This window comes from Fundidesulfovibrio magnetotacticus, assembly GCF_013019105.1.
In the GTDB taxonomy this organism is placed as follows: Bacteria; Desulfobacterota; Desulfovibrionia; order Desulfovibrionales; family Desulfovibrionaceae; genus Fundidesulfovibrio; species Fundidesulfovibrio magnetotacticus.
Window position 1 is genome coordinate 1 of record NZ_BLTE01000025.1, and the last position, 17,427, is coordinate 17,427.

Annotated in this window: 19 protein-coding genes; 12 read left to right on the forward strand and 7 right to left on the reverse strand. The window is 68.6% G+C overall.

The window, feature by feature from the left end; all coding sequences use genetic code 11:
- Nucleotides 1-140 precede the first annotated feature (140 nt).
- Complete coding sequence (locus NNJEOMEG_RS18780) at nt 141-1,238, forward strand: VgrG-related protein (RefSeq protein ID WP_173087009.1); 1,098 nt, start codon at nt 141-143, stop codon at nt 1,236-1,238.
- A gap of 135 nt (nt 1,239-1,373) precedes the next feature.
- On the opposite strand, the gene NNJEOMEG_RS18785 is transcribed toward NNJEOMEG_RS18780, so the two are convergent.
- Nucleotides 1,374-1,904, reverse strand: a complete 531-nt coding sequence (locus NNJEOMEG_RS18785; protein ID WP_173087010.1) for a hypothetical protein — start codon at nt 1,902-1,904, stop codon at nt 1,374-1,376.
- Between the two features lie 86 nt (nt 1,905-1,990).
- Between NNJEOMEG_RS18785 and NNJEOMEG_RS18790 the strand changes: the two genes are divergently transcribed.
- The 5 genes from NNJEOMEG_RS18790 (at nt 1,991) to NNJEOMEG_RS18810 (ending at nt 6,067) form a co-directional block, all read left to right on the forward strand.
- Nucleotides 1,991-2,161: a hypothetical protein gene (locus tag NNJEOMEG_RS18790; RefSeq protein WP_173087011.1), complete on the forward strand. Its 171-nt coding sequence runs from the start codon at nt 1,991-1,993 to the stop codon at nt 2,159-2,161.
- Nucleotides 2,162-3,002: 841 nt separating this feature from the next.
- Nucleotides 3,003-4,337: a PP2C family protein-serine/threonine phosphatase gene (locus tag NNJEOMEG_RS18795; protein ID WP_173087012.1), complete on the forward strand. Its 1,335-nt coding sequence runs from the start codon at nt 3,003-3,005 to the stop codon at nt 4,335-4,337.
- A gap of 160 nt (nt 4,338-4,497) precedes the next feature.
- A complete protein-coding gene (locus NNJEOMEG_RS18800; RefSeq protein ID WP_173087013.1) occupies nt 4,498-4,671 on the forward strand; it encodes a hypothetical protein in 174 nt (57 codons plus the stop codon).
- The gene (gene modB / locus NNJEOMEG_RS18805) at nt 4,659-5,321 is read left to right on the forward strand and encodes a molybdate ABC transporter permease subunit (protein ID WP_173087014.1); all 663 of its coding nucleotides are present in this window, start codon (nt 4,659-4,661) and stop codon (nt 5,319-5,321) included. Before NNJEOMEG_RS18800 ends, modB begins: the two co-directional genes overlap by 13 nt.
- Entirely contained in the window at nt 5,318-6,067 is a 750-nt protein-coding gene (locus tag NNJEOMEG_RS18810; RefSeq protein ID WP_173087015.1) for an ATP-binding cassette domain-containing protein, read from the forward strand. Before modB ends, NNJEOMEG_RS18810 begins: the two co-directional genes overlap by 4 nt.
- A 134-nt stretch (nt 6,068-6,201) precedes the next feature.
- On the opposite strand, the gene NNJEOMEG_RS18815 is transcribed toward NNJEOMEG_RS18810, so the two are convergent.
- The 4 genes from NNJEOMEG_RS18815 to NNJEOMEG_RS18830 form a co-directional block, all read right to left on the reverse strand.
- Nucleotides 6,202-8,247, reverse strand: a complete 2,046-nt coding sequence (locus NNJEOMEG_RS18815) for a sensor domain-containing diguanylate cyclase (protein WP_173087016.1) — start codon at nt 8,245-8,247, stop codon at nt 6,202-6,204.
- Nucleotides 8,248-8,267: 20 nt separating this feature from the next.
- Entirely contained in the window at nt 8,268-8,876 is a 609-nt protein-coding gene (locus NNJEOMEG_RS18820) for a biliverdin-producing heme oxygenase (protein WP_173087017.1), read from the reverse strand.
- Between the two features lies 1 nt (nt 8,877).
- Nucleotides 8,878-9,891: an EAL domain-containing protein gene (locus NNJEOMEG_RS18825; RefSeq protein ID WP_173087018.1), complete on the reverse strand. Its 1,014-nt coding sequence runs from the start codon at nt 9,889-9,891 to the stop codon at nt 8,878-8,880.
- Nucleotides 9,892-10,235: 344 nt separating this feature from the next.
- Nucleotides 10,236-10,910 carry a TIGR04211 family SH3 domain-containing protein gene (locus NNJEOMEG_RS18830; protein WP_173087019.1) on the reverse strand — a complete coding sequence of 225 codons (675 nt, stop codon included), beginning with the start codon at nt 10,908-10,910 and terminating at the stop codon, nt 10,236-10,238.
- 151 nt (nt 10,911-11,061) lie between these two features.
- Between NNJEOMEG_RS18830 and NNJEOMEG_RS18835 the strand changes: the two genes are divergently transcribed.
- Nucleotides 11,062-11,271, forward strand: a complete 210-nt coding sequence (locus tag NNJEOMEG_RS18835; protein WP_173087020.1) for a hypothetical protein — start codon at nt 11,062-11,064, stop codon at nt 11,269-11,271.
- A gap of 89 nt (nt 11,272-11,360) precedes the next feature.
- Here the strand turns inward: NNJEOMEG_RS18835 and NNJEOMEG_RS18840 are convergent, their stop codons facing one another.
- Nucleotides 11,361-11,882 carry a peroxiredoxin gene (locus NNJEOMEG_RS18840; RefSeq protein ID WP_173087021.1) on the reverse strand — a complete coding sequence of 174 codons (522 nt, stop codon included), beginning with the start codon at nt 11,880-11,882 and terminating at the stop codon, nt 11,361-11,363.
- Between the two features lie 105 nt (nt 11,883-11,987).
- Between NNJEOMEG_RS18840 and NNJEOMEG_RS18845 the strand changes: the two genes are divergently transcribed.
- Nucleotides 11,988-12,737 (forward strand): hypothetical protein, encoded by a 750-nt coding sequence (locus tag NNJEOMEG_RS18845; protein WP_173087022.1) that lies wholly within the window; start codon nt 11,988-11,990, stop codon nt 12,735-12,737.
- 4 nt (nt 12,738-12,741) lie between these two features.
- Here NNJEOMEG_RS18845 and NNJEOMEG_RS18850 read toward each other — a convergent pair whose 3' ends face one another.
- A complete protein-coding gene (locus tag NNJEOMEG_RS18850) occupies nt 12,742-13,620 on the reverse strand; it encodes a 1,4-dihydroxy-6-naphtoate synthase (RefSeq protein ID WP_173087023.1) in 879 nt (292 codons plus the stop codon).
- On the opposite strand from NNJEOMEG_RS18850, the gene NNJEOMEG_RS18855 reads away from it, so the two are divergent.
- The 4 genes from NNJEOMEG_RS18855 to NNJEOMEG_RS18870 are packed head-to-tail and all read left to right on the forward strand — an operon-like array spanning nt 13,619 to nt 17,411.
- Entirely contained in the window at nt 13,619-14,317 is a 699-nt protein-coding gene (locus tag NNJEOMEG_RS18855; protein ID WP_173087024.1) for a TetR/AcrR family transcriptional regulator, read from the forward strand. The genes NNJEOMEG_RS18850 and NNJEOMEG_RS18855 overlap by 2 nt on opposite strands.
- A complete protein-coding gene (gene mqnE, locus NNJEOMEG_RS18860) occupies nt 14,295-15,428 on the forward strand; it encodes an aminofutalosine synthase MqnE (protein WP_173087025.1) in 1,134 nt (377 codons plus the stop codon). The genes NNJEOMEG_RS18855 and mqnE overlap by 23 nt, the downstream gene beginning before the upstream one ends.
- Nucleotides 15,421-16,512 (forward strand): cyclic dehypoxanthinyl futalosine synthase, encoded by a 1,092-nt coding sequence (mqnC, locus tag NNJEOMEG_RS18865; protein ID WP_235957036.1) that lies wholly within the window; start codon nt 15,421-15,423, stop codon nt 16,510-16,512. Before mqnE ends, mqnC begins: the two co-directional genes overlap by 8 nt.
- Nucleotides 16,509-17,411, forward strand: coding sequence for a menaquinone biosynthetic enzyme MqnA/MqnD family protein (locus NNJEOMEG_RS18870; protein ID WP_173087027.1), 903 nt, complete (start codon nt 16,509-16,511; stop codon nt 17,409-17,411). The genes mqnC and NNJEOMEG_RS18870 overlap by 4 nt, the downstream gene beginning before the upstream one ends.
- Nucleotides 17,412-17,427 lie beyond the last annotated feature (16 nt).

Below are 17,427 nucleotides of genomic sequence, written 5' to 3' on the forward strand. Positions count from 1 at the left end.
CAGGCCGAACCGGACGAACTGTCGGCCCTGAAGCGCCGGGTGAAGTCCGGCGGAGCCAAAGAAGGCGACCTGCTGCGCTACCTGGAACTCACCGGCGCGGCCGAGTGAGCCCCACCACTATCAAAGACAAGGAGACGAACATGGGTTTCGAGTCGGCCCCGGGCACCAAGAGCATGGCCCTGAACTTCATGATGGACAACGGATTGATGGACAACACCCTGAAGATGGAACTGGCGCAGTTCGCGCCGGGTCAGGGGAGCCTGGATGGGAATACACTCCAGGCAACCATGGCACAGCAGACGCCGCCCCCTTCCGACGCAGGGGCCACGACGCCGACCGACGGTGGATCCTCCGCGCCGGAAGCCGGAGGGCGGCCGCCCGAGGCTGGGGTTGATACCCCTTCGCCCGGCGGCGCGACGCCCTACACGCACACCTTCGATACAGGCGCGCGCTACACCGTGGACCCCTACGGCAGGAACGGACCCCGGGTTGATCCCACGCCGCTTGGCGAGCTCAACGCCTTCAAGACCGGCGGAATCATGGATGGCACGCCCCCCAAGAGCTATCCGTGGCAGACAGAGAAGGCCCCGCGCGGCGCTGCCGTGCCCGCCATGCGTCCCGACTTGGGGGAGTCGGTCAAGCAGTTCGAGAGCGCCGGGCGGGGCGTCGGTACGGTGTCGTCGGGAATCAATGACCCCGGCGGCGTGAGCTACGGGACGTATCAGCTCTCTACAAAGGCCGGGACAGCACAAGATTTCGTCGGCTCGCCGGAAGGCAAGCCGTTTCAGGGGGAGTTCGCCGGATTGAAGCCAGGCACTCCTGAGTTCTCAGCGAAATGGAAGGATATCGCCGCCAGGAAACCGGACGGCCTGCACAGCGCCGAACAAGAGTACATCTACCGGACTCATTACCAGGCACAGGCGGAAATGGCTGCCCAGAGGGGGTTCGACACGGGCAACCCAGCTATCCAGGACGCAGTCTGGTCCGGCTCCATCCAGCATAACAAGTTCGGAAAGGTGATTGACTCGGCCGCCAAGAGCAATGACCTGCGATCCATGAGTGACGCGGACCAGCTCAAGGCCCTCTACGAGAGCAGAGGGGCATATACGGACGCCCAGAAGGCGCTTCCCTTGTCAGCCGGTCGTCAGCGATACGCCAGGGAACTCCCCGCCGTTCTGGAGCGCAACAGGGAACATCATGCCTTCAAGCAGAGGTTGTCCTACCTCTGGGGTGAATGATGTCCCACAGCATGCCCTGTTGAGCCGTTTGCCTGGCCTCCCCGGAGCATAGTCTCACTGTGCTCCGGGGTTCACATTCCCCATCGCCAGCCACACATATGGACTTGCATCACTTGCGCCAGGAGCAGTCGGTAGCTACTGTGGCTTGCGCCAGGCTCCGTCTCGATATTCTAGAGAAAAACGAACATTGTCGTAAACTGTCGTGACGTCGCTTAACTCCTTGTACGACAAATTGACAGTATAGTTCCATGCGGCGACGCCTGTCTCTGAAGAAACATTTAAATCAACGATCTTCACCGAAATTAAATAGATAGAGGCAGCGCAGTTGTCCATCCAGGGCATCGCTTCCCGGCACGCAGTCTCTCTTATGATATCAACAGAAGGCTCTTCTGCAGTGGGCACACGCCTGACGGACAATATTTTCACAAACAAATTGTTTTCACCTGCGACCCCCACAATCTCACAATCGTCCAAAACATCGCACTTTTTATAAATTATAGACGCAATTCTTGACCGCGTCAGCCACCCGCAATCATTGTCAAGCCCGTAGATTCCGGAGTCAGAACTTCCAACCCCAATCCGCCCCTTGCATGTGATAGTTTTATACTGCCCGGCATGCGCCGGGACCACGGCAAGCAACAACACCAGGGCGACGAGGGTACGCACGGGAAAGACCTCCTGAAGCATCCGATTATCGACGGACACTTCTAGTCTATACACACGACGTAATGCGCGCAAGCGGGCCCTGGCTAGTGAATAGCCACGCCCGGGCCCGGCGGAGCACGGCCCGCTCCAGAGCGGCGGCTCCTGCGGAACAGGCCGAACCGGACGAACTGTCGGCCCTGAAGCGCCGGGTGAAGTCCGGCGGCGCGAAAGAAGGCGACCTGCTGCGCTACCTGGAACTCACCGGCGCGGCCGAGTGATGCCCACCACCATCAAAATCAAGGAGACGACCATGGATTTCGAATCGTTCCCGGGCATCAAGGGCATGGCCCTGAACTTCATGATGGACAACGGAATGATGGACAACACCCCGAAGATGGACTTGGCGCGGTTAACGCCGGGACAGGGCGATCAGGGGGCACCAGCAGCCCCCCGGCCCATCGTGGAACAGCTGGCCTCGTCCCCTTCCGACGGAGGGGCTTCGAAGCAGGAGGGCTGGGGCGCCTCCGCGCCGGAAGCCGGAGGGCCGCCCCCTGAGGCGGGAGCGGCGGCGCCGGCCCCGGCCCCCAGCGGCGCAACGCCCCACGTGCACACCTTCGGGACGGGCGCGCGCTCCACCGTGGACCCGTACGGCAGGAACGGACCACGGGTTGATCCCACGCCGCTTAACGAGCTCAACGCCTTCAAGACGGGTGGGAACATAGGGGATGCGGCCCCGAAACCCTACCCGTGGCAAAAGGAGCATGGCCCGCGTGGAGCCGCCGTGCCCGCCCTGCACCCCGGGCTTGGGGAGTCGGAAGAGCGGTTCGAGAGCGCTGGTCGTGGCGCGGGCACGGTGTCCCGCTTTCTTCGCTCGCAAGAGGGCGGGCCGTTCCAGAATGAAGATCATGGAGTGCAGCCTGGCCCTGGCCAATCCGCCCTTCAAAGACGTGTCCTGCGCGCGTCTTCTTTCTCGGCGGGGCATCGGACGCGCGGCCGGTTCAGGAGCGCCCGCCATGCCAGCTGAACCCTTCGGATCGTCACGCGATCTTCGCGATTCGCGCCCCTCTTCCACGGCCCTTCACCCTGGACACCTTGGACTTTTGCGGGCATGAACTCAGCATGCCTCCAGACCAGGACGCCCAGGACCCGGCCCTCCTCGCGCGACGCATGGAGAACCTGCGCCGCTGCTTCGAGCTGTGCGCGCTCATCAGCTCCTCCATCGACCTCGACGATGTGCTGGACCGCATCATGACGGCCTCCCGCCAGGCCTCGGACGCCGAAACCTGCAGCCTCCTGCTCACCGACGAGGCCACGGGCGACCTGGTGTTCACCGTGGCCCAGGGGCCTGTGGCCTCCATGCTCCCCAAGGGGCACGTGCTGCGCCGGGGCGAGGGCATCGCCGGATGGGTGCAGGTGAACCGCACCCCGGTGCTCGTGCCAGACGCCTACGCCGATCCCCGCTTCAACCGCGAAGTGGACCGCCGCACCGGCTACCGCACCAACACCATCCTCTGCGTGCCCCTTACCGCACGCAACCGCACCATCGGCGTGGCCGCCCTCATGAACAAGACCACCGGCGGCCCCTTCACAGAGGAGGACCTCGACCTCTTCACCATCATCGCCGCCCAGGCCGCCATCGCCATCGAGAACGCCCGGCTGCACCAGGCCATGCTCGCCAAGCAGCGCATGGAGTTCGAGCTGGAAATCGCCGCCAGCATCCAGCAGGATTTCCTGCCCCACGCCCCGCCGCGCGCGCCCGGCGTGGAGGTGGCCGGGGCCACCATCCCCTGCGACTCCACCGGGGGCGACTACTTCGACTACCTCCCCCACCCCGACCCGGACGCCAAGGGCTTCTCCGTGGCCGTGGGCGACGTAACCGGCCACGGCATCGGCGCGGCCCTGCTCATGGCCAGCGCCCGCGCCCTCATCCGCTCCGGCGCGGCACAGTCCGGCGCCATGGACGAGAAACTCTCCCGCGTGAACCGGCTCATGTGCGCCGACACCGGCTCCACCGGCCGCTTCATGACCCTCTACTGGCTGGCCCTGGACACCCAGCGCGGGCTCATCCGCTACGTCAAGGCCGGGCACGACCCGGCCATCGTCTACAGCCCCGCCTCCGCGAGCTTTTCCGAGCTGGACGGAAAGGGCATTCCTCTGGGCGTCGAGCCCTGCTGGGGCTATGAGGAGGGCCGACGTGCGGGCTGGCAGGCCGGGGAACTCCTCGTGATGGCCACCGACGGCGTCTGGGAGTGCCGCAACGCCCAGGGAGAAATGTTCGGCAAGGAGCGCCTGCGCGCCGTGATGGCCGCCCACTCAAGCCTCCACGCCCGCGACGTGCTCCAGGCCGTGCTCGACGCCGTGGAGGCCTTCCGCGGCAAGACGCCGCGCCATGACGACCTGACCCTCGTGGTCGTGAAGTTCCTCAAGGACGCCCCGCACCAGACAATTTTGTAGCCACCCATCAAAAGGCTACACATTTGTACTCTCGTGGCCCGCGTATGGTTTCGCCAACCCCCTTGAATCACACGGTGATGCTCTCATCACGGCCTGGCACGCAAGTTGCCTTTGTCTCCTCGACGGCCTTCGGGCCGTGTCCGAAAAGGAGGACAAGGCCATGATCGACTGGCTTCTCGTGGGAACCCTCGCGGCCATCGTCGCGCTCAACTGGCTCCTCGAACTGATCCCCGGACGCGACCGCTGCATGTGGTGGTCGGAACTCTCGCTGGACCCCGTGCCCGCGTGCCGCGAAAGAGCGCGCGCCCGCGACGGAGGCTCATGGATTCGGTAACCGCGCCCCTGCTGCTCACCCTCAAGGTGGCCCTCCTGGCCACCCTGGGGGCGCTGTGCGCCGGAGTTCCGGGGGCGTGGGCCCTCTCCCGCAGGGACTTCCCGGGCCGGAGCGTGCTGGACGCCCTGGCCACCATGCCCATGGTCCTGCCGCCCACGGTGCTGGGCTATTATCTGCTGGTGCTCTTCGGGCGCAACGGCGTGCTGGGGCGCTGGCTGCTGGAGACGTTCGGGGTCACGCTGATGTTCAGCTGGCAGGGGGCCGTGGTGGCCTCGGCCGTGGTGGCCTTCCCCCTGGTGTTCACCACCGCGCGCGCGGCCTTCGACGCCGTGGACGCCAACCTCGTGGACGCCGCTCGCACCCTGGGCTCGTCCGGCCTCGCGCTCTTCGCGCGGGTGAGCCTGCCCCTGGCCTGGCGCGGCATCCTGGCCGGGGCCATGCTGGCCTTCGCCCGGGCCATGGGCGAGTTCGGGGCCACGCTCATGATCGCGGGCAACATCCCCGGCAAGACCCAGACCCTCTCCCTGGCCGTTTACAGCGCCGTGATGGCCGGGCAGGACGGCCAGGCCGCCTTCCTCACCCTGGTGGTCACCCTGGCCAGCATGGCCGTGCTGGTGGGGTCCGGACGCCTTGTGAGGCCCAAGTCGTGAGGGTGCGCGTGGACATCGAGGCCCGGCTGGGCAGCGGCGGGCGCACCTTCCACCTGCGCAGCGCCTTCGAGGCGGCCCAGGGCCCCGTGGTGCTCTTCGGCCCCTCGGGTTCGGGCAAGACGCTCACGCTCAAGGCCATGGCCGGGCTCCTGCGTCCGGCCGGAGGGCGCATCGAACTGGACGGGCGCGTCCTCTTCGACAGCCGCGAGGGCGTGGACCTCCCCCCCCAGCGGCGCGGCCTGGGCTATCTGTTTCAGGACTACGCCCTTTTCCCGCACCTGACGGTGCAGGCCAACGTGGGCTTCGGGCTGGCCCCGGGCTGGCCCGGCAGGCTTTCGCCCGCTCAACGGGACGAAGTGGCGGCCATGCTCGAGGCCATGGGCATCGCGCACCTGGCGCGGGAGATGCCCTCGCGCCTCTCGGGCGGGCAGCGCCAGAGGGTGGCCCTGGCCAGGGCGCTGGTGTCCCGGCCCCTGGCCCTGCTCCTGGACGAGCCCTTCTCGGCCCTGGACCCGCTGCTGCGCGTGCGCATGCGCCGGGAGCTCACGGCCACCCTGGAGCGCTTCGGCACGCCCGCCGTGCTCATCACCCACGATCCGGACGACGTGGCGGCCTTCGCCCAGACCCTGGTGGTCTACAGCCGGGGCCGGGTGATCGAGCAGGTGGAGATGGCCACGCCCGGGGAGCGCGGCGCGCTGCTGCCCGGAATATTGGAACTGCTGGAGCGCGATTCGGAAGAAACCTGAGCGCGCCTCGCGGAAGCGATGCCGGGACGCAAGTCGCGATCTTGAAAAACATGCAGATGTTTTTCAAAATGAAAATCAATGGTTTTTGCTGCCTGTCTTGACAATCCGCATGGGCGGGCTTTGAGGACGCAACACTAGAAGGCCACGCGGTTACGGCCCGCGGCCTTGGCCTCGTAGAGCTTGGCGTCCACTTTCGCCACCAGGTCCAGAATCGCTTCACCCTCGTGGCGCGCCACGCCGATGCTCACGGTGACGGCCCCCCCCAAGGCGTCGAGGAGCATGTTGCCGATGGCCGCGCGGACGCGCTCGGCCACCACCACGGCGCTCTCCAGGGAAGTCTCCGGCATGACCATCAGGAACTCCTCTCCTCCGTAGCGCCCGATCACGTCTGTCGTCCTTGCCTCCTGCAGGAGCCTGGAGGCCACCGCCCTGAGCACCATATCGCCGGTCTGGTGGCCGTGGCGGTCGTTGACGGATTTGAAGTGGTCCACGTCCAGCATGGCCAGGGCCACCTTTCCGTCGTAGCGCCTGCTCCGGCGCAGCTCCGCCTCGAGGGAGTCGAAGAGCGCCCGCCTGTTCAGCACTCCCGTGAGGGCGTCGGTTCTGGAGATGGACTCCAGGAGCGCGTTCTTCTCCTTGAGGGCCCTGCGGTTCCTGCGCACCAGGGACTCGGTGATGCGCAGGATGTGGGCGTTGAGGATCGGGACGAGGCTCCTGGCGGCATGGATTTCGTGTTCTGCCCAGGGTTTGCTCACGCCGCTCACGGTCCGCCGGTAGGTTTCGAAGGAGGTCCTGGGATGGATCCTGCCGGTCTCGGGGTTGAGCGTGTACGGCCTCGACGGATCGCCCCCCCAGAGTTCTTCCACGGTCATCTCCGGGCGGAACCACAGGAACGCGACACGGTCCGCCCCCCCGATGCGCAAGGCCAGGACACCGGCCGCGCTTCGGTTCAGGCCTTCGTGTTCCGGAAACTCGCTCCCCATGCGGTCGTGCGTGAACAGCTCGCCCTGGCAACGGGCAAAGGCCCATTTGGCGAGCTTTCTCACCATGTCCGCGTCGGGGGTGAGGCCGTGCAGATAGACGCCGCGCCTACCCACCATGGCCATCCCTTCCGCCGCCACCAGATCAACAAGCCGCCCGGCGATGCGCGGCACGAGCTTCTCCAGCGCCGCCGCCCCCCTGATCCGCGCGTGCAGGCCCGAGAGCAACACCTCGGTTTTCAGGCGGTTCTCGTAGACCCGGCGAGCCAGCAGCGCCGCAAGGGTCATGCTGAAGCACTGGGCCATGAGAGTCATTGCCCGCTGCACCTCGAAGCACAGGTGCTTGGGGCCGTTGTAGTGGTGGCAGGCGATGAGCCCCCACAGCTCGCCCCGGACGATCACCGACAGCGACAGCGAAGCGCTTACTCCCATGTTCCGGAGATATTCAATGTGGATGGGCGACACGGCCCGCAGGCGCGCGTGGGTCATGTCCAGGGGCGGGCGCCCCGGCGGCGTGGGCGGGAGGAGGGGCTGGGACTCGATGTTCACGTCCGGGATGAGCCGCAGCCAGTTCTTCAGATAGAGCTTTCGGGCGGGCTCGGGGATGTCGGAGGCCGGATAGCGGTGCCCAAGAAAGGGCAGCAGCTCCGGGGCCTTGACCTCGGCCACCACCTCGCCGCTGAAGTCCTTGTGGAACTGATAGAGCATCACCCGGTCGATCCCCGCGAGATCGCGGACGGTGCGGATGATCCGGTCGTAGAGGCTGTCGAAGTCCGTCAAGGAGGCCATGCCCTCCTGCAGGTCGCAGCAGCAGACCTGCAGCCAGGAGAGACTGTGGGCCACGCCGAGTGCGGCAGGCTCGAGTTCTAGCACCAGCAGCCCGCCCACCTTGTACGCCGTGGCGGCGAGCACGCCGACCCCGCCTCGCGCCGCGTGCAACTGGACCACGTCGCGCGGCCTGTCGCAGGCGGATCCGATCAACTGTTCCAGGCGCATGGCGTCGGCCCTGGCGAAGAGGGCGGAGAGGGGTTCTCCCAGCACCTCGCCGGGCAGCGCGCCCAGGAGCCCCCGCGCGTCCCCCGCCGCCCGCGCCACGCGCAGCGTGGCCCCGTCTGCCACCAGCAGGACCCCGTGTCCCTGCACCTGCTCCGGCACGTGCACCGGCTCTCTGTCGCAACTGCGCAGCCGGAGGCTATCCATCCCGTCGGCGGCGGAGACCGTCACCCGGCACGCTCCCGCAGCCAGCCTTCCAAGGCCAGGAAGCACCCTTTCGCCGCGTCCGCCGCCTCGGCCGCCGCCTCGCGGTCCAGGTGGTCTTCCAGCAGTTTCCTGAAGCCGGTCCAGTACGCCGCGACTTCCATGCCTCCGCTCGAAAAATAGGCGCAGCCGTTGGAGGCGTCCAGGCCCAGGCTCTGGCTAACACGGGACGCGATGACCTTCCCGCCCAGGCGCGACCCCTCCAGCACGTAGAGCTGGGCCAGGGCCACGGCGGGAGAGGTCGGCGCCGGAAGGCTCCGGCAGAGCGGCAGCGCCTCCCGCGCGTCCTTGTCGAAGCCCAGGCGGCTCAGGTCCTCCTCCAGCAGGGCCAGCCGGGACCATTGTCTGCCCCGCAGATGCGCCGACAGTCCCTCACCTGCCTGGCCCTGGCGCGCGAAGGCGTCCAGGCCACGCTCCAGCGGGACCAGGAAGCCGTGGAGAACGGACAGCGCGAAAGCGTACTCCTCCCGGGTCGCCCGGCCCTCGGCCACTGCGGCCAAGGGAGGGAGCGTCTCCAGCCGGACGTGGAGGGGCCAGACGGCGTCCCGCATGGTCAGGTGGTTCGGGTGCATTTCATGCTCCTCGGGCGCGCGACGCGTCCCGGATGCCGCCGGGTGAAGGTTTACCGAAGAGATAGCCCTGCGCGAGGTCGGCTCCGTTGCGGCGGAACCACTGGTGTTCGCCCTCGGTCTCCACGCCCTCGGCGATGGTGAGCATGCCCAGGTCCCGGGCCATGTCCAGGATGGTGGAGGCCACCCGGGCCTTGTAGGGGTCTTCGTGCACGCCGCGCGCGATTTCCATGTCGATCTTGATGTAGTCCGGCCGCAGGCGGTGGAGCAGGCTCAGCGAGGAGTATCCCGCCCCGAGGTCGTCAAGGGCCACGCGGAAGCCCTTGGCGCGGTAGAACTCCACCACCTTCACAAGGTGCCCCGTGTCCTTCACCTCGTCGCTCTCCACCACCTCGAACACGATGGACTCGTGGCTAATGCCCGCTGCGCTGATGGCCTGAAGAGTGGTTTGCAGACAGTATTCCGGGGTGTAGATGGAGGTGGGGTTGAAGTTGATGAAGAGCTTCCCCTCCAGCCCGGCCCGGCTGGCGGACTCGATGGCGCTGATGCGCGCGGCGCGGTCCAGGTAGAAGAGCAGGTCCCCCCGGCGGGCCACGTCGAACATCCGGCCCGGAGCGACGAGCGTGCCATCGGCCTCGAACCCGCGCAGCAGGCATTCGTGGCCGTGCACCTCGCCGGGGTCCTCGCAGGAAACGATGGGCTGGAAGTGGCTCGTGATCCTGCCCGCCTTGAGCACTTCCACCAGCCACTGCCCCTGGAACCTGGCCAGCAGCGCCGCCAGCGACTGCATCTGCACCAGTTCCTGGATGCTTGGGGTAGCGCCCGGCTCCACGATCAGCGACCGGGTGTCGCGCTGCTCCGCCTCGCCCAGGCCGCACAGAAAACCGCCGCACAACGCGGCGAGCGCTCCGTCTTCGAGCACGATGGCGTAGATGCCCGGATAGGGCTCGCTGAAACGGGCGCCCGTGGATTCAAGGAACTGCCGCAGGCCCCTCGCCACCGGGTCGATGGGGGGCACGAGATAAAGGGTTCCCTCCGAAGGCATTGCGCCGGGAAGGACCTCGCAACGACCGCAAGCCGCCATGTCACGCCCTCCGTCCTTTGTTGCTCTCTCCTGCCGGACCTGAAGACAGACGGCGTCAGGCTGCAGATTATCCCTCAATTTTCCAAAATACTTCGCGCATCGTCCCGAGTCAAACGCCATCTTCCTGAACCCTATTTTTCAAGTGGTTTTCGCGTGGTCCGAGGGGGGGAGACTCCGCGCGCGAGGGCGGCGCGACGTCCCGAAACGAAAGCGCCCGGCGCTGGGCCGGGCGTGAAAGGTCTGGTGGGGTTCGGGCGCTGGCAGAAGCCCGCGCGCGATCACAAGTACATGCGGTTGGCCTTCTTGCGGGCCGAGCGCCCTAGCAGGTAGCCGAACAGCCACCCGGCGAGCAGCACGCCCGCCCCGGCCAGGAACCACTTCACGTCGGAAAGGTCGCGCAGGGACTCGTTCTCACGGCGCAGGCGCTCCATCTCCTGCCGGGTCGTGTCGTAGGCGGCCTTGAGTTCGGCGTGGCTCTTGGTCATCTCGGCCACGTTGGCGTTGGCCTTGGAGAGCGCCTCGAACTCGGCCTTGACCCGCGCGTGCTCCGCCTGGAGGGCCGTGAGGTTCTGGCGGAGGTTCTTGTTGTCCTCCTCGTACTTGCCGATGATGGCCTCCACCTTGCCGGCCTTCTCGATCATGTCCGCGTTGCGCGATTTGAACTCGTCGAACTGGACGCGAATGGGCGTGTCGTTGGAAAGGTAGCGCTTGAGCACCCAGCCTTCCTTGCCGGTGTCCGTGCGCACGTAGTACCACTCGCCCTCTTCCTTGAGCTTCTCCACTCGCGACCCGCTCTTGAGCATCTGCACGATCTTGTTCTCGAGCGTGGGGCCGGTGCGCACCGTGATTTCCTGCACGTCGGCCACGTAGAGTTGCTGGGCCAGGGCCGGCCGCGCGGCCGCGAGAAGGCAGGACAGCGCCGCCGCGAAGAGCATCGTTCGGATAGGATTCATGAATTCTCTGCCTAGAGGAATCGGCGGATAACACCTGGAGCCCGCCGCCAACGTCGACGCCTGCCAACCTACCCAAAGAGCCCCGCCGTTTCAAGACCTTACTCCATACCCTGTTGCCACGGGGCCTGGGGTGCGTTACAGAATGTCCGCAATGGAATCCCACGACGCCGCGCACTACCTGGCCCTCATCGACAAGGCCCAGAGCTACCATGACCTGGTGGTCCTGCGTTCGCGCTTCTTCAACCTGCTGGAGCGCACCCTCACCCAGGAGGAATACCTGGCCGTGAAGGACCGCTGGAACGCCAAGGCCAAGGACGAAACCCTCCCGGTGGCCCCGCCCAAGGCCCCCTCGGCCGACTAGCGCCGCGTCTCCAGCCCCCGCCCTCGCGGCGGCGCGCCCTGCCGGGCGCGCGTGCCCCGGCCCGTCGCTTCGGCGTCTCCACGCGGCGTTCAGCCCCGGACGAGTTCCTCCAGCTTCTCCAGCACCTGGGCGGCGTGCCCCTTGCTGGCGGCCTTGGCCCAGCGCGCGGCCACCTTGAGGTCCGGCCCCACCAGCAGCGTGGAGCGGATGGTCCCTTCGCAGGTCTTGCCGCACTGGGTCTTCAGGCCCCAGGAGCCTAGGGCCCTGAGGGTCTCCGTGGAGGGATCGGAGAGAAGGGCCACGCCCAGATCCTTCTTTGCGATGAAGGCGTGGTGCGCCTTGAGCGAATCGCGCGAGACCCCAAGCACCCTGGCCCCCAGGGCCTCGAAGCGGTCCGCCAGGGCCGTGAACTCCTGGGCCTCGGTGGTGCATCCGCTGGTCTGGTCCTTGGGGTAGGCGTAGAGCACGGTCCAACGGCCCGCCAGGGACTCCAGGCTCACGGTCTCCTCTCCGCCGCCGGGCAGGGCGGCCGTGAGGGTGAAGGCGGGCGCGGGCTCGCCGGGCGCGGGGCCAGCGGGGGGGGATGGCGTTCCGGTCTGCTTGTCGGCCATGGTCTTGCTCCTTCAGGGCGCGGCAAGGCCCTTTTCTTGCTTCAGTTCAAGTATTATAAGGGAGTCGGGTTTCGGTTTCCACACCCTTCGGGCGGGAGATTCGCCGTGCACGTCTGGGATCGCCATTTCCTGCGCTTCGCGGGCGCGCAGCCGCCCGACGAAATGTTCCGGGCGCAGCGCGCGGCCGAAGGGGCCACCACACCCGCCAACATCGACGAAAAACCGGCCGGCCACCCGGACCGCCCCAGCGTCATGGACGCCCGGTTCCGCAGCTCCCTGGCCGACAGCCTGCCCGAGACGGACAACCCCTCCAAAATCCTGGCCGGGCTGTCCGAGGCCAAGCCGCCCTGGGCGCCCGGCGAGGCGCCCTGGGACGTGCCCGACAGCCCGGACAACCCCAGCGCCATCCTGGGCTTCATGTCCCAGTCCCAGGGGGGAGGCTCCCCGGGCGGGGCCGGGCCGCCTGAGGCGGACCTGCCGTCCAGCATTCTGGCCAGCCTGACCCAGGCCGCGCCCCCCGCGGAGGTCGCCAAGCCTCCCGAGGCCGATTTGCCCTCCAGCATCCTGGCCGGCCTCACCCAGCCCGCGCCGCCCGTGGAGGTCGCCAAGCCGCCCGACGCGGACCTGCCTTCCAGCATTCTGGCCAGCCTCGCCCAGGCCGCGCCGCCCGTGGAGGCCGCCAAGCCGCCCGAGGCGGACCTGCCCTCCAGCATCCTGGCATCGCTCACGCAGCCGCGCCCGGCCGAGACGATCAACCCGCCTCCCCCCGCCGACCTGCCCTCCAACATGCTGGCGGGCCTCGCCCAGGCGGCACCGGAGGCCCCCTCCGGGCGCATCGTGGAAGAGACGGCCTGACCCGCTACCAGAACAGCCCGCCCTCCGGGGCGGTCCCGGCGGCCTCGAAGGCCCGCCCGGCCAGCAGTTCGATGGCCCGGCGGCCCTCCTCGCCCACATCCATGCTGAAGTCGGTGACGAACGTCTCGATGTGCCGGGCCGTCACTTCGGGCGAAAGCTCCTGGGCGTTGGCCGCGATCCATTCCCTGCTGTCGTCGGGGTGCGCGCGCGCGTGGCGCAGGCTCGCGCGGATGGCCCCGGCGACGGCCTGGGCCACCTCCGGCCCCAGGTCGCGCCGCACGGCGATCACTCCCAGGGGCAGGGGCAGGCTGAAGCGGCCCTCCCACCAGGCGCCCAGGTCCTCCACGAGGCGCAGGCCGAAGCCGGGATAGGTGAAGCGCCCCTCGTGGATCACCACGCCCGCGTCCACCTCGCAGGCGGCCAGGGCGGGCATGATCTCGTCGTAGCGCAGCTCCACCACGCTTCCCTCCACGCCCATCAGCCGCGCCAGCAGGGCCGCCGTGGTACGCCGCCCGGGCACGGCCAGGGTCTTGAAGCGCCGCCTGGGGTTGCGCGCCCGGTGCGTGAGCAAAAGCGGCCCCACGCCGCGCCCCAGCGCCCCGCCGCAGGAGAGCAGGCGGTAGTGCGCAGCGGCCTCGGCCACGGCGGCCAGCGAAATCTTCACCACGTCCAGCTCGCCCCGGGAGGCGCGGGCGTTCAACTCCTCCACGTCGGCCAGGAGCGGGGGCTCGAACGTGGGGCCTTCCGTGACTCCATGGGCCAGGGCGTGGAAAATGAACGTGTCGTTGGGGCAGGGCGAAATGCCGAGGCTCAGCCCGCCTTGACGGACAGCCCCGCCGGGCGTATCGGTGACCACCCGGTCACCGGGTTCGGATCGCACCATGGAAACCACCTCCACGTTTCAGAACATCCCCACGGACAAACAGCTCCGGGTCCTCACCGAAGCCAGGGCCGAGTTCGCCGAACGCGGCTTCCTGGGGGCCAGCATGAACCGTCTGGCAGCGCGCCTGGGCATCGCCAAGGGGTCGCTCTTCAAGTATTTCGGCAGCAAGGAAGGGCTCTTCGCCAAGGTCTTCGACCAGGCCGTGGACCGCTTCTCCGAGGGCCTGCGCCAGGCCCGCGACGAAACCGCCGGACTGCCCCTGGCCCCGCGCCTGGAGCGCATCCTGGACGAAGGCACGCGCCTTGTCCGCCAACATCCGGACATCTACCGCATCTACCTCAAGATGCTCAACCACGAAGATTTCCCACTCCGGGAGCGCTTCCTCAGCAAGGTGCGCGCCCTCTCTACCCGCTTCCTGACCCCCGTGGTGCTCCAGGCCCGCGACCGGGGCGAGCTGCCGCCGGACCTGGACCCCGACCTGGCCGTCTTCGTGCTCGACGCCGTGCTGGACCGCTTCGTGCTGGCCCAGGCCGAGCCCTGGATGGCCGCGGGGCTCGCGCTCTCCCTGGAAGACCCCGAAGCCGCACGCCGCACGGCCCGCAAGCTGGCAGCCCTGCTGGCGGGCATGCTCCGGGCCAACGCCCCCAACCCCTCCCCCCCAGAAGGAACACCCCTTGGAATCGATCCCCTTCGCTGATCTGGGCCTCGCAAGCGCGCGAGACAAGGTCCTGGCGGGCGAACGCCTCTCCCTGGACGAGGGCCTGGCCCTCCTGGAGTGCCCGGACCCCCACGCGCTCCAGGCCCTGGCCTGGGCCGCGCGCGAGCGCCGTCACGGGGACAGGGCGCACTACGTGGTGAACCGCCACGTGAACCCCACCAACATCTGCGTGAACCGCTGCCGCTTCTGCGCCTACCGCCGCGACGAGGGCCAGAAGGGGGCCTACGTGCTCACCCCGGACGAGGCCATGGCCAAGCTGGCCGACGCGGGCCCCCTGGACGAGGTGCACATCGTGGGCGGCTGCCACCCGAGCCTGGGGCTCGACTACTATCTCGACCTGGCCCGCAGGGTGCGCGCCGCCTACCCCCGGGCCTCCATCAAGGCCCTCACCGCCGTGGAGGTGGAGCACCTGGCCAGGCTCTCGGGCCTGGACGTGCCGGTGGTGCTCGCGGCCCTGCGCGAGGCGGGCGTGGACATGCTCCCGGGCGGCGGGGCCGAGATCTTCGCGGACGCGGCCCGGCGCACGCTCTGCCCCGAGAAGCTCTCGGGCGAGGGATGGCTCCAGGTGATGGCCCAGGCCCACGAGGCCGGGCTTCGCTCCAACGCCACCATGCTCTTCGGCCACGTGGAGACGCCCCGCGAACGCCTGGAACACCTGGACGCCCTGCGCCGCCAGCAGGACGCCACCGGCGGCTTCGTCTGCTTCATCCCCCTGCCCTACCTGCCCGGCAACAACCCGCTGGGCGCGGAGGCCCAGGGCCCCCAGGCCATGGACGTGCTGCGCACCGTGGCCGTCTCGCGGCTGATGCTCGACAACTTCCCGCACATCAAGGCCTACTGGGTGATGCTCGGGCTCAAGCTGGCCCAGCTGTGCCTCTCCTGGGGCGCGGACGACCTCGACGGCACCGTGGTGGAGGAAAAGATCGGCCACGAGGCGGGCAGCGAATCCTCCCAGGCCCTGACCACCGCCCAACTGGAGGAGGCCATCCGGGCCTCCGGCTTCACCCCCGTGCGCCGCGACGGCCTCTTCCGCGCCGCGCACGATGGCAACGCGCCCGCGAGCGCCGGGAAGGAGGCTCCCCATGCCTGATGCGCAGGCCATCCGCTCCCTCACCCCCCAGGCCCTGCGCGCCGCCGCCTCGGGCGAGCGCCTGAACGCCTCCCAGGCCCTGGCCCTGGCCCTGCACGCCGACCTCTCCGACCTGGGCTCCCTGGCCTGGCGCATGCGCCAGCGCCTGCACCCGGGGCGCTTCGTGACCTACGTGGTGGACCGCAACGTCAATTCCACCAACATCTGCGAGTGCGGCTGCCGCTTTTGCGCCTTCTTCAAGGCCCCGAACCAGGCCGGGGGCTACGCCCTCACCCGCGACGAACTCTCGGCCAAGATCGAGGAAACCCTGGCCCTGGGCGGACGCCAGATCCTCCTGCAGGGCGGGCACAACCCGGAGATGGGCCTGGAATACTACGAGGGCCTGCTCGCCTACGTGCGCGAGCGCCATCCCCTGATCCACGTGCACGGTTTCTCCCCCCCGGAGATCGTCTACTTCTCGAAGCTCGCGGGCGTTGCCCCGGCCGAGACCGTGCGGCGGCTGCGCGCGGCGGGGCTGGCCTCCATCCCCGGCGGCGGGGCCGAAATCCTCTCGGACCGCGTGCGCGCGCTGGTGGCCCCGGCCAAGTGCTCCAGCGCCGAGTGGCTGGACGTGATGCGCCAGGCCCACCTCCAGGGGCTGCGCACCACGGCCACCATGATGTTCGGCCACGTGGAGACCTGGGAGGAGCGCATCGGGCACCTCACGGCCCTGCGCGACCTCCAGGACGAGACCCGGGGCTTCACGGCCTTCATCCCCTGGGGCTTCCAGCCCGACAACACGGCCCTGGGCGGTCGCAAGTGCTCGCCCCAGGAATACCTGCGCGTGCTGGCCGTCTCGCGCCTGACCCTGGACAACTTCGCCAACGTCCAGGCCTCCTGGGTGACCATGGGCCGCGAGATCGCCCAGGCTTCCCTGTATTACGGGGCCAACGACTTCGGCTCCACCATGATCGAGGAGAACGTGGTGGCCGCCGCCGGGGTGCGCTTCCGCATGGACGAGCCGGGCCTGCGCCGGGCCGTGGAGGGCGCGGGCTTCGCCCCCAGGCGGCGCGCCATGGACTACACCCTCCTGGAGCCCTTGTGAGCGCCGCCGCGAGCGCCCCGGGCAGCGCGCCCGGCAGCCGACCCGTGCGCCTGGGGCGCATCAGCTACCTGAACGTGCTGCCCATCTACCACCCGCTGGAGGCAGGATGGGTGTCCCACGGCTTCGAGGTGGTCAGCGGCCCGCCCGCGAAGCTCAACGGCCTCATCCGCGCCGGGGAGCTGGACCTCTCGGCCTGCTCCTCCATCGAGTACGCGCGCAACCCCGAACGCTACGTCCTCCTGCCGGACCTGGCCATCGGCAGCTTCGGCCCGGTGAAGAGCGTGCTCCTGGTGAGCCGCGTGCCCCTGGCGCGCCTGGCCGGGGAGTCGGTGCTGGTCACGGCCGAGTCCCACACGTCGGCGGCGCTTTTGCGCATCGTGCTGGAGCGCGTGTACGGCGTGCGCCCGGCCTACCGCGACTGCCGGGGGCCCGTGCGCCAGGCCATGGCCCTGGGCGCGGACGATCCCGCCGCCCTGGCCATCGGGGACGAGGCCCTGGCCCTGCGCGGCGACCCGCGCTTCCCCTACCAGCTGGACCTGGGCGAAGTCTGGCGCGACTGGACGGGCCTGCCCTTCGTCTTCGGCGTCTGGGTGGCCCGCCGCGAGGCCGTGGCCGAGCGCCCGGAGGAACTGGCCGCCGCCGCGCGGCTCCTGGTGGAGTCCAAGCGCGCGGGCGTGGCGGCCATCGAGGAGATGGCCTCCCTGGCCAGCCTCATCTACCCGAAACTCACCCGCGCCGAGATCCGCCGCTACTTCGGCCGCCTGGTCTACGACCTGGGCGAGCTGGAACAGCAGGGCCTCTCACGCTTCTTCCAGTGCCTGGCCGAACACGGCTTCATCGAGTCCCCCCCGTCCCTGGACATCCTGGGGCGGAGGCAGGGCATTGATTCGCAAGGCTAACGAACGTACACCGGGG

Coding starts and splice junctions, on each gene's coding strand:
- modB (WP_173087014.1), top strand. CDS start 4,659: ATGGATTCGGTAACCGCGCCCCTGCTGCTCACCCTCAAGGTGGCCCTC.
- NNJEOMEG_RS18815 (WP_173087016.1), bottom strand. CDS start 8,247: ATGGATAGCCTCCGGCTGCGCAGTTGCGACAGAGAGCCGGTGCACGTG.
- NNJEOMEG_RS18850 (WP_173087023.1), bottom strand. CDS start 13,620: ATGGTGCGATCCGAACCCGGTGACCGGGTGGTCACCGATACGCCCGGC.
- NNJEOMEG_RS18780 (WP_173087009.1), top strand. CDS start 141: ATGGGTTTCGAGTCGGCCCCGGGCACCAAGAGCATGGCCCTGAACTTC.
- mqnC (WP_235957036.1), top strand. CDS start 15,421: ATGCCTGATGCGCAGGCCATCCGCTCCCTCACCCCCCAGGCCCTGCGC.
- NNJEOMEG_RS18835 (WP_173087020.1), top strand. CDS start 11,062: ATGGAATCCCACGACGCCGCGCACTACCTGGCCCTCATCGACAAGGCC.
- NNJEOMEG_RS18830 (WP_173087019.1), bottom strand. CDS start 10,910: ATGAATCCTATCCGAACGATGCTCTTCGCGGCGGCGCTGTCCTGCCTT.
- NNJEOMEG_RS18800 (WP_173087013.1), top strand. CDS start 4,498: ATGATCGACTGGCTTCTCGTGGGAACCCTCGCGGCCATCGTCGCGCTC.
- NNJEOMEG_RS18820 (WP_173087017.1), bottom strand. CDS start 8,876: ATGCACCCGAACCACCTGACCATGCGGGACGCCGTCTGGCCCCTCCAC.
- NNJEOMEG_RS18840 (WP_173087021.1), bottom strand. CDS start 11,882: ATGGCCGACAAGCAGACCGGAACGCCATCCCCCCCCGCTGGCCCCGCG.
- NNJEOMEG_RS18855 (WP_173087024.1), top strand. CDS start 13,619: ATGGAAACCACCTCCACGTTTCAGAACATCCCCACGGACAAACAGCTC.
- NNJEOMEG_RS18795 (WP_173087012.1), top strand. CDS start 3,003: ATGCCTCCAGACCAGGACGCCCAGGACCCGGCCCTCCTCGCGCGACGC.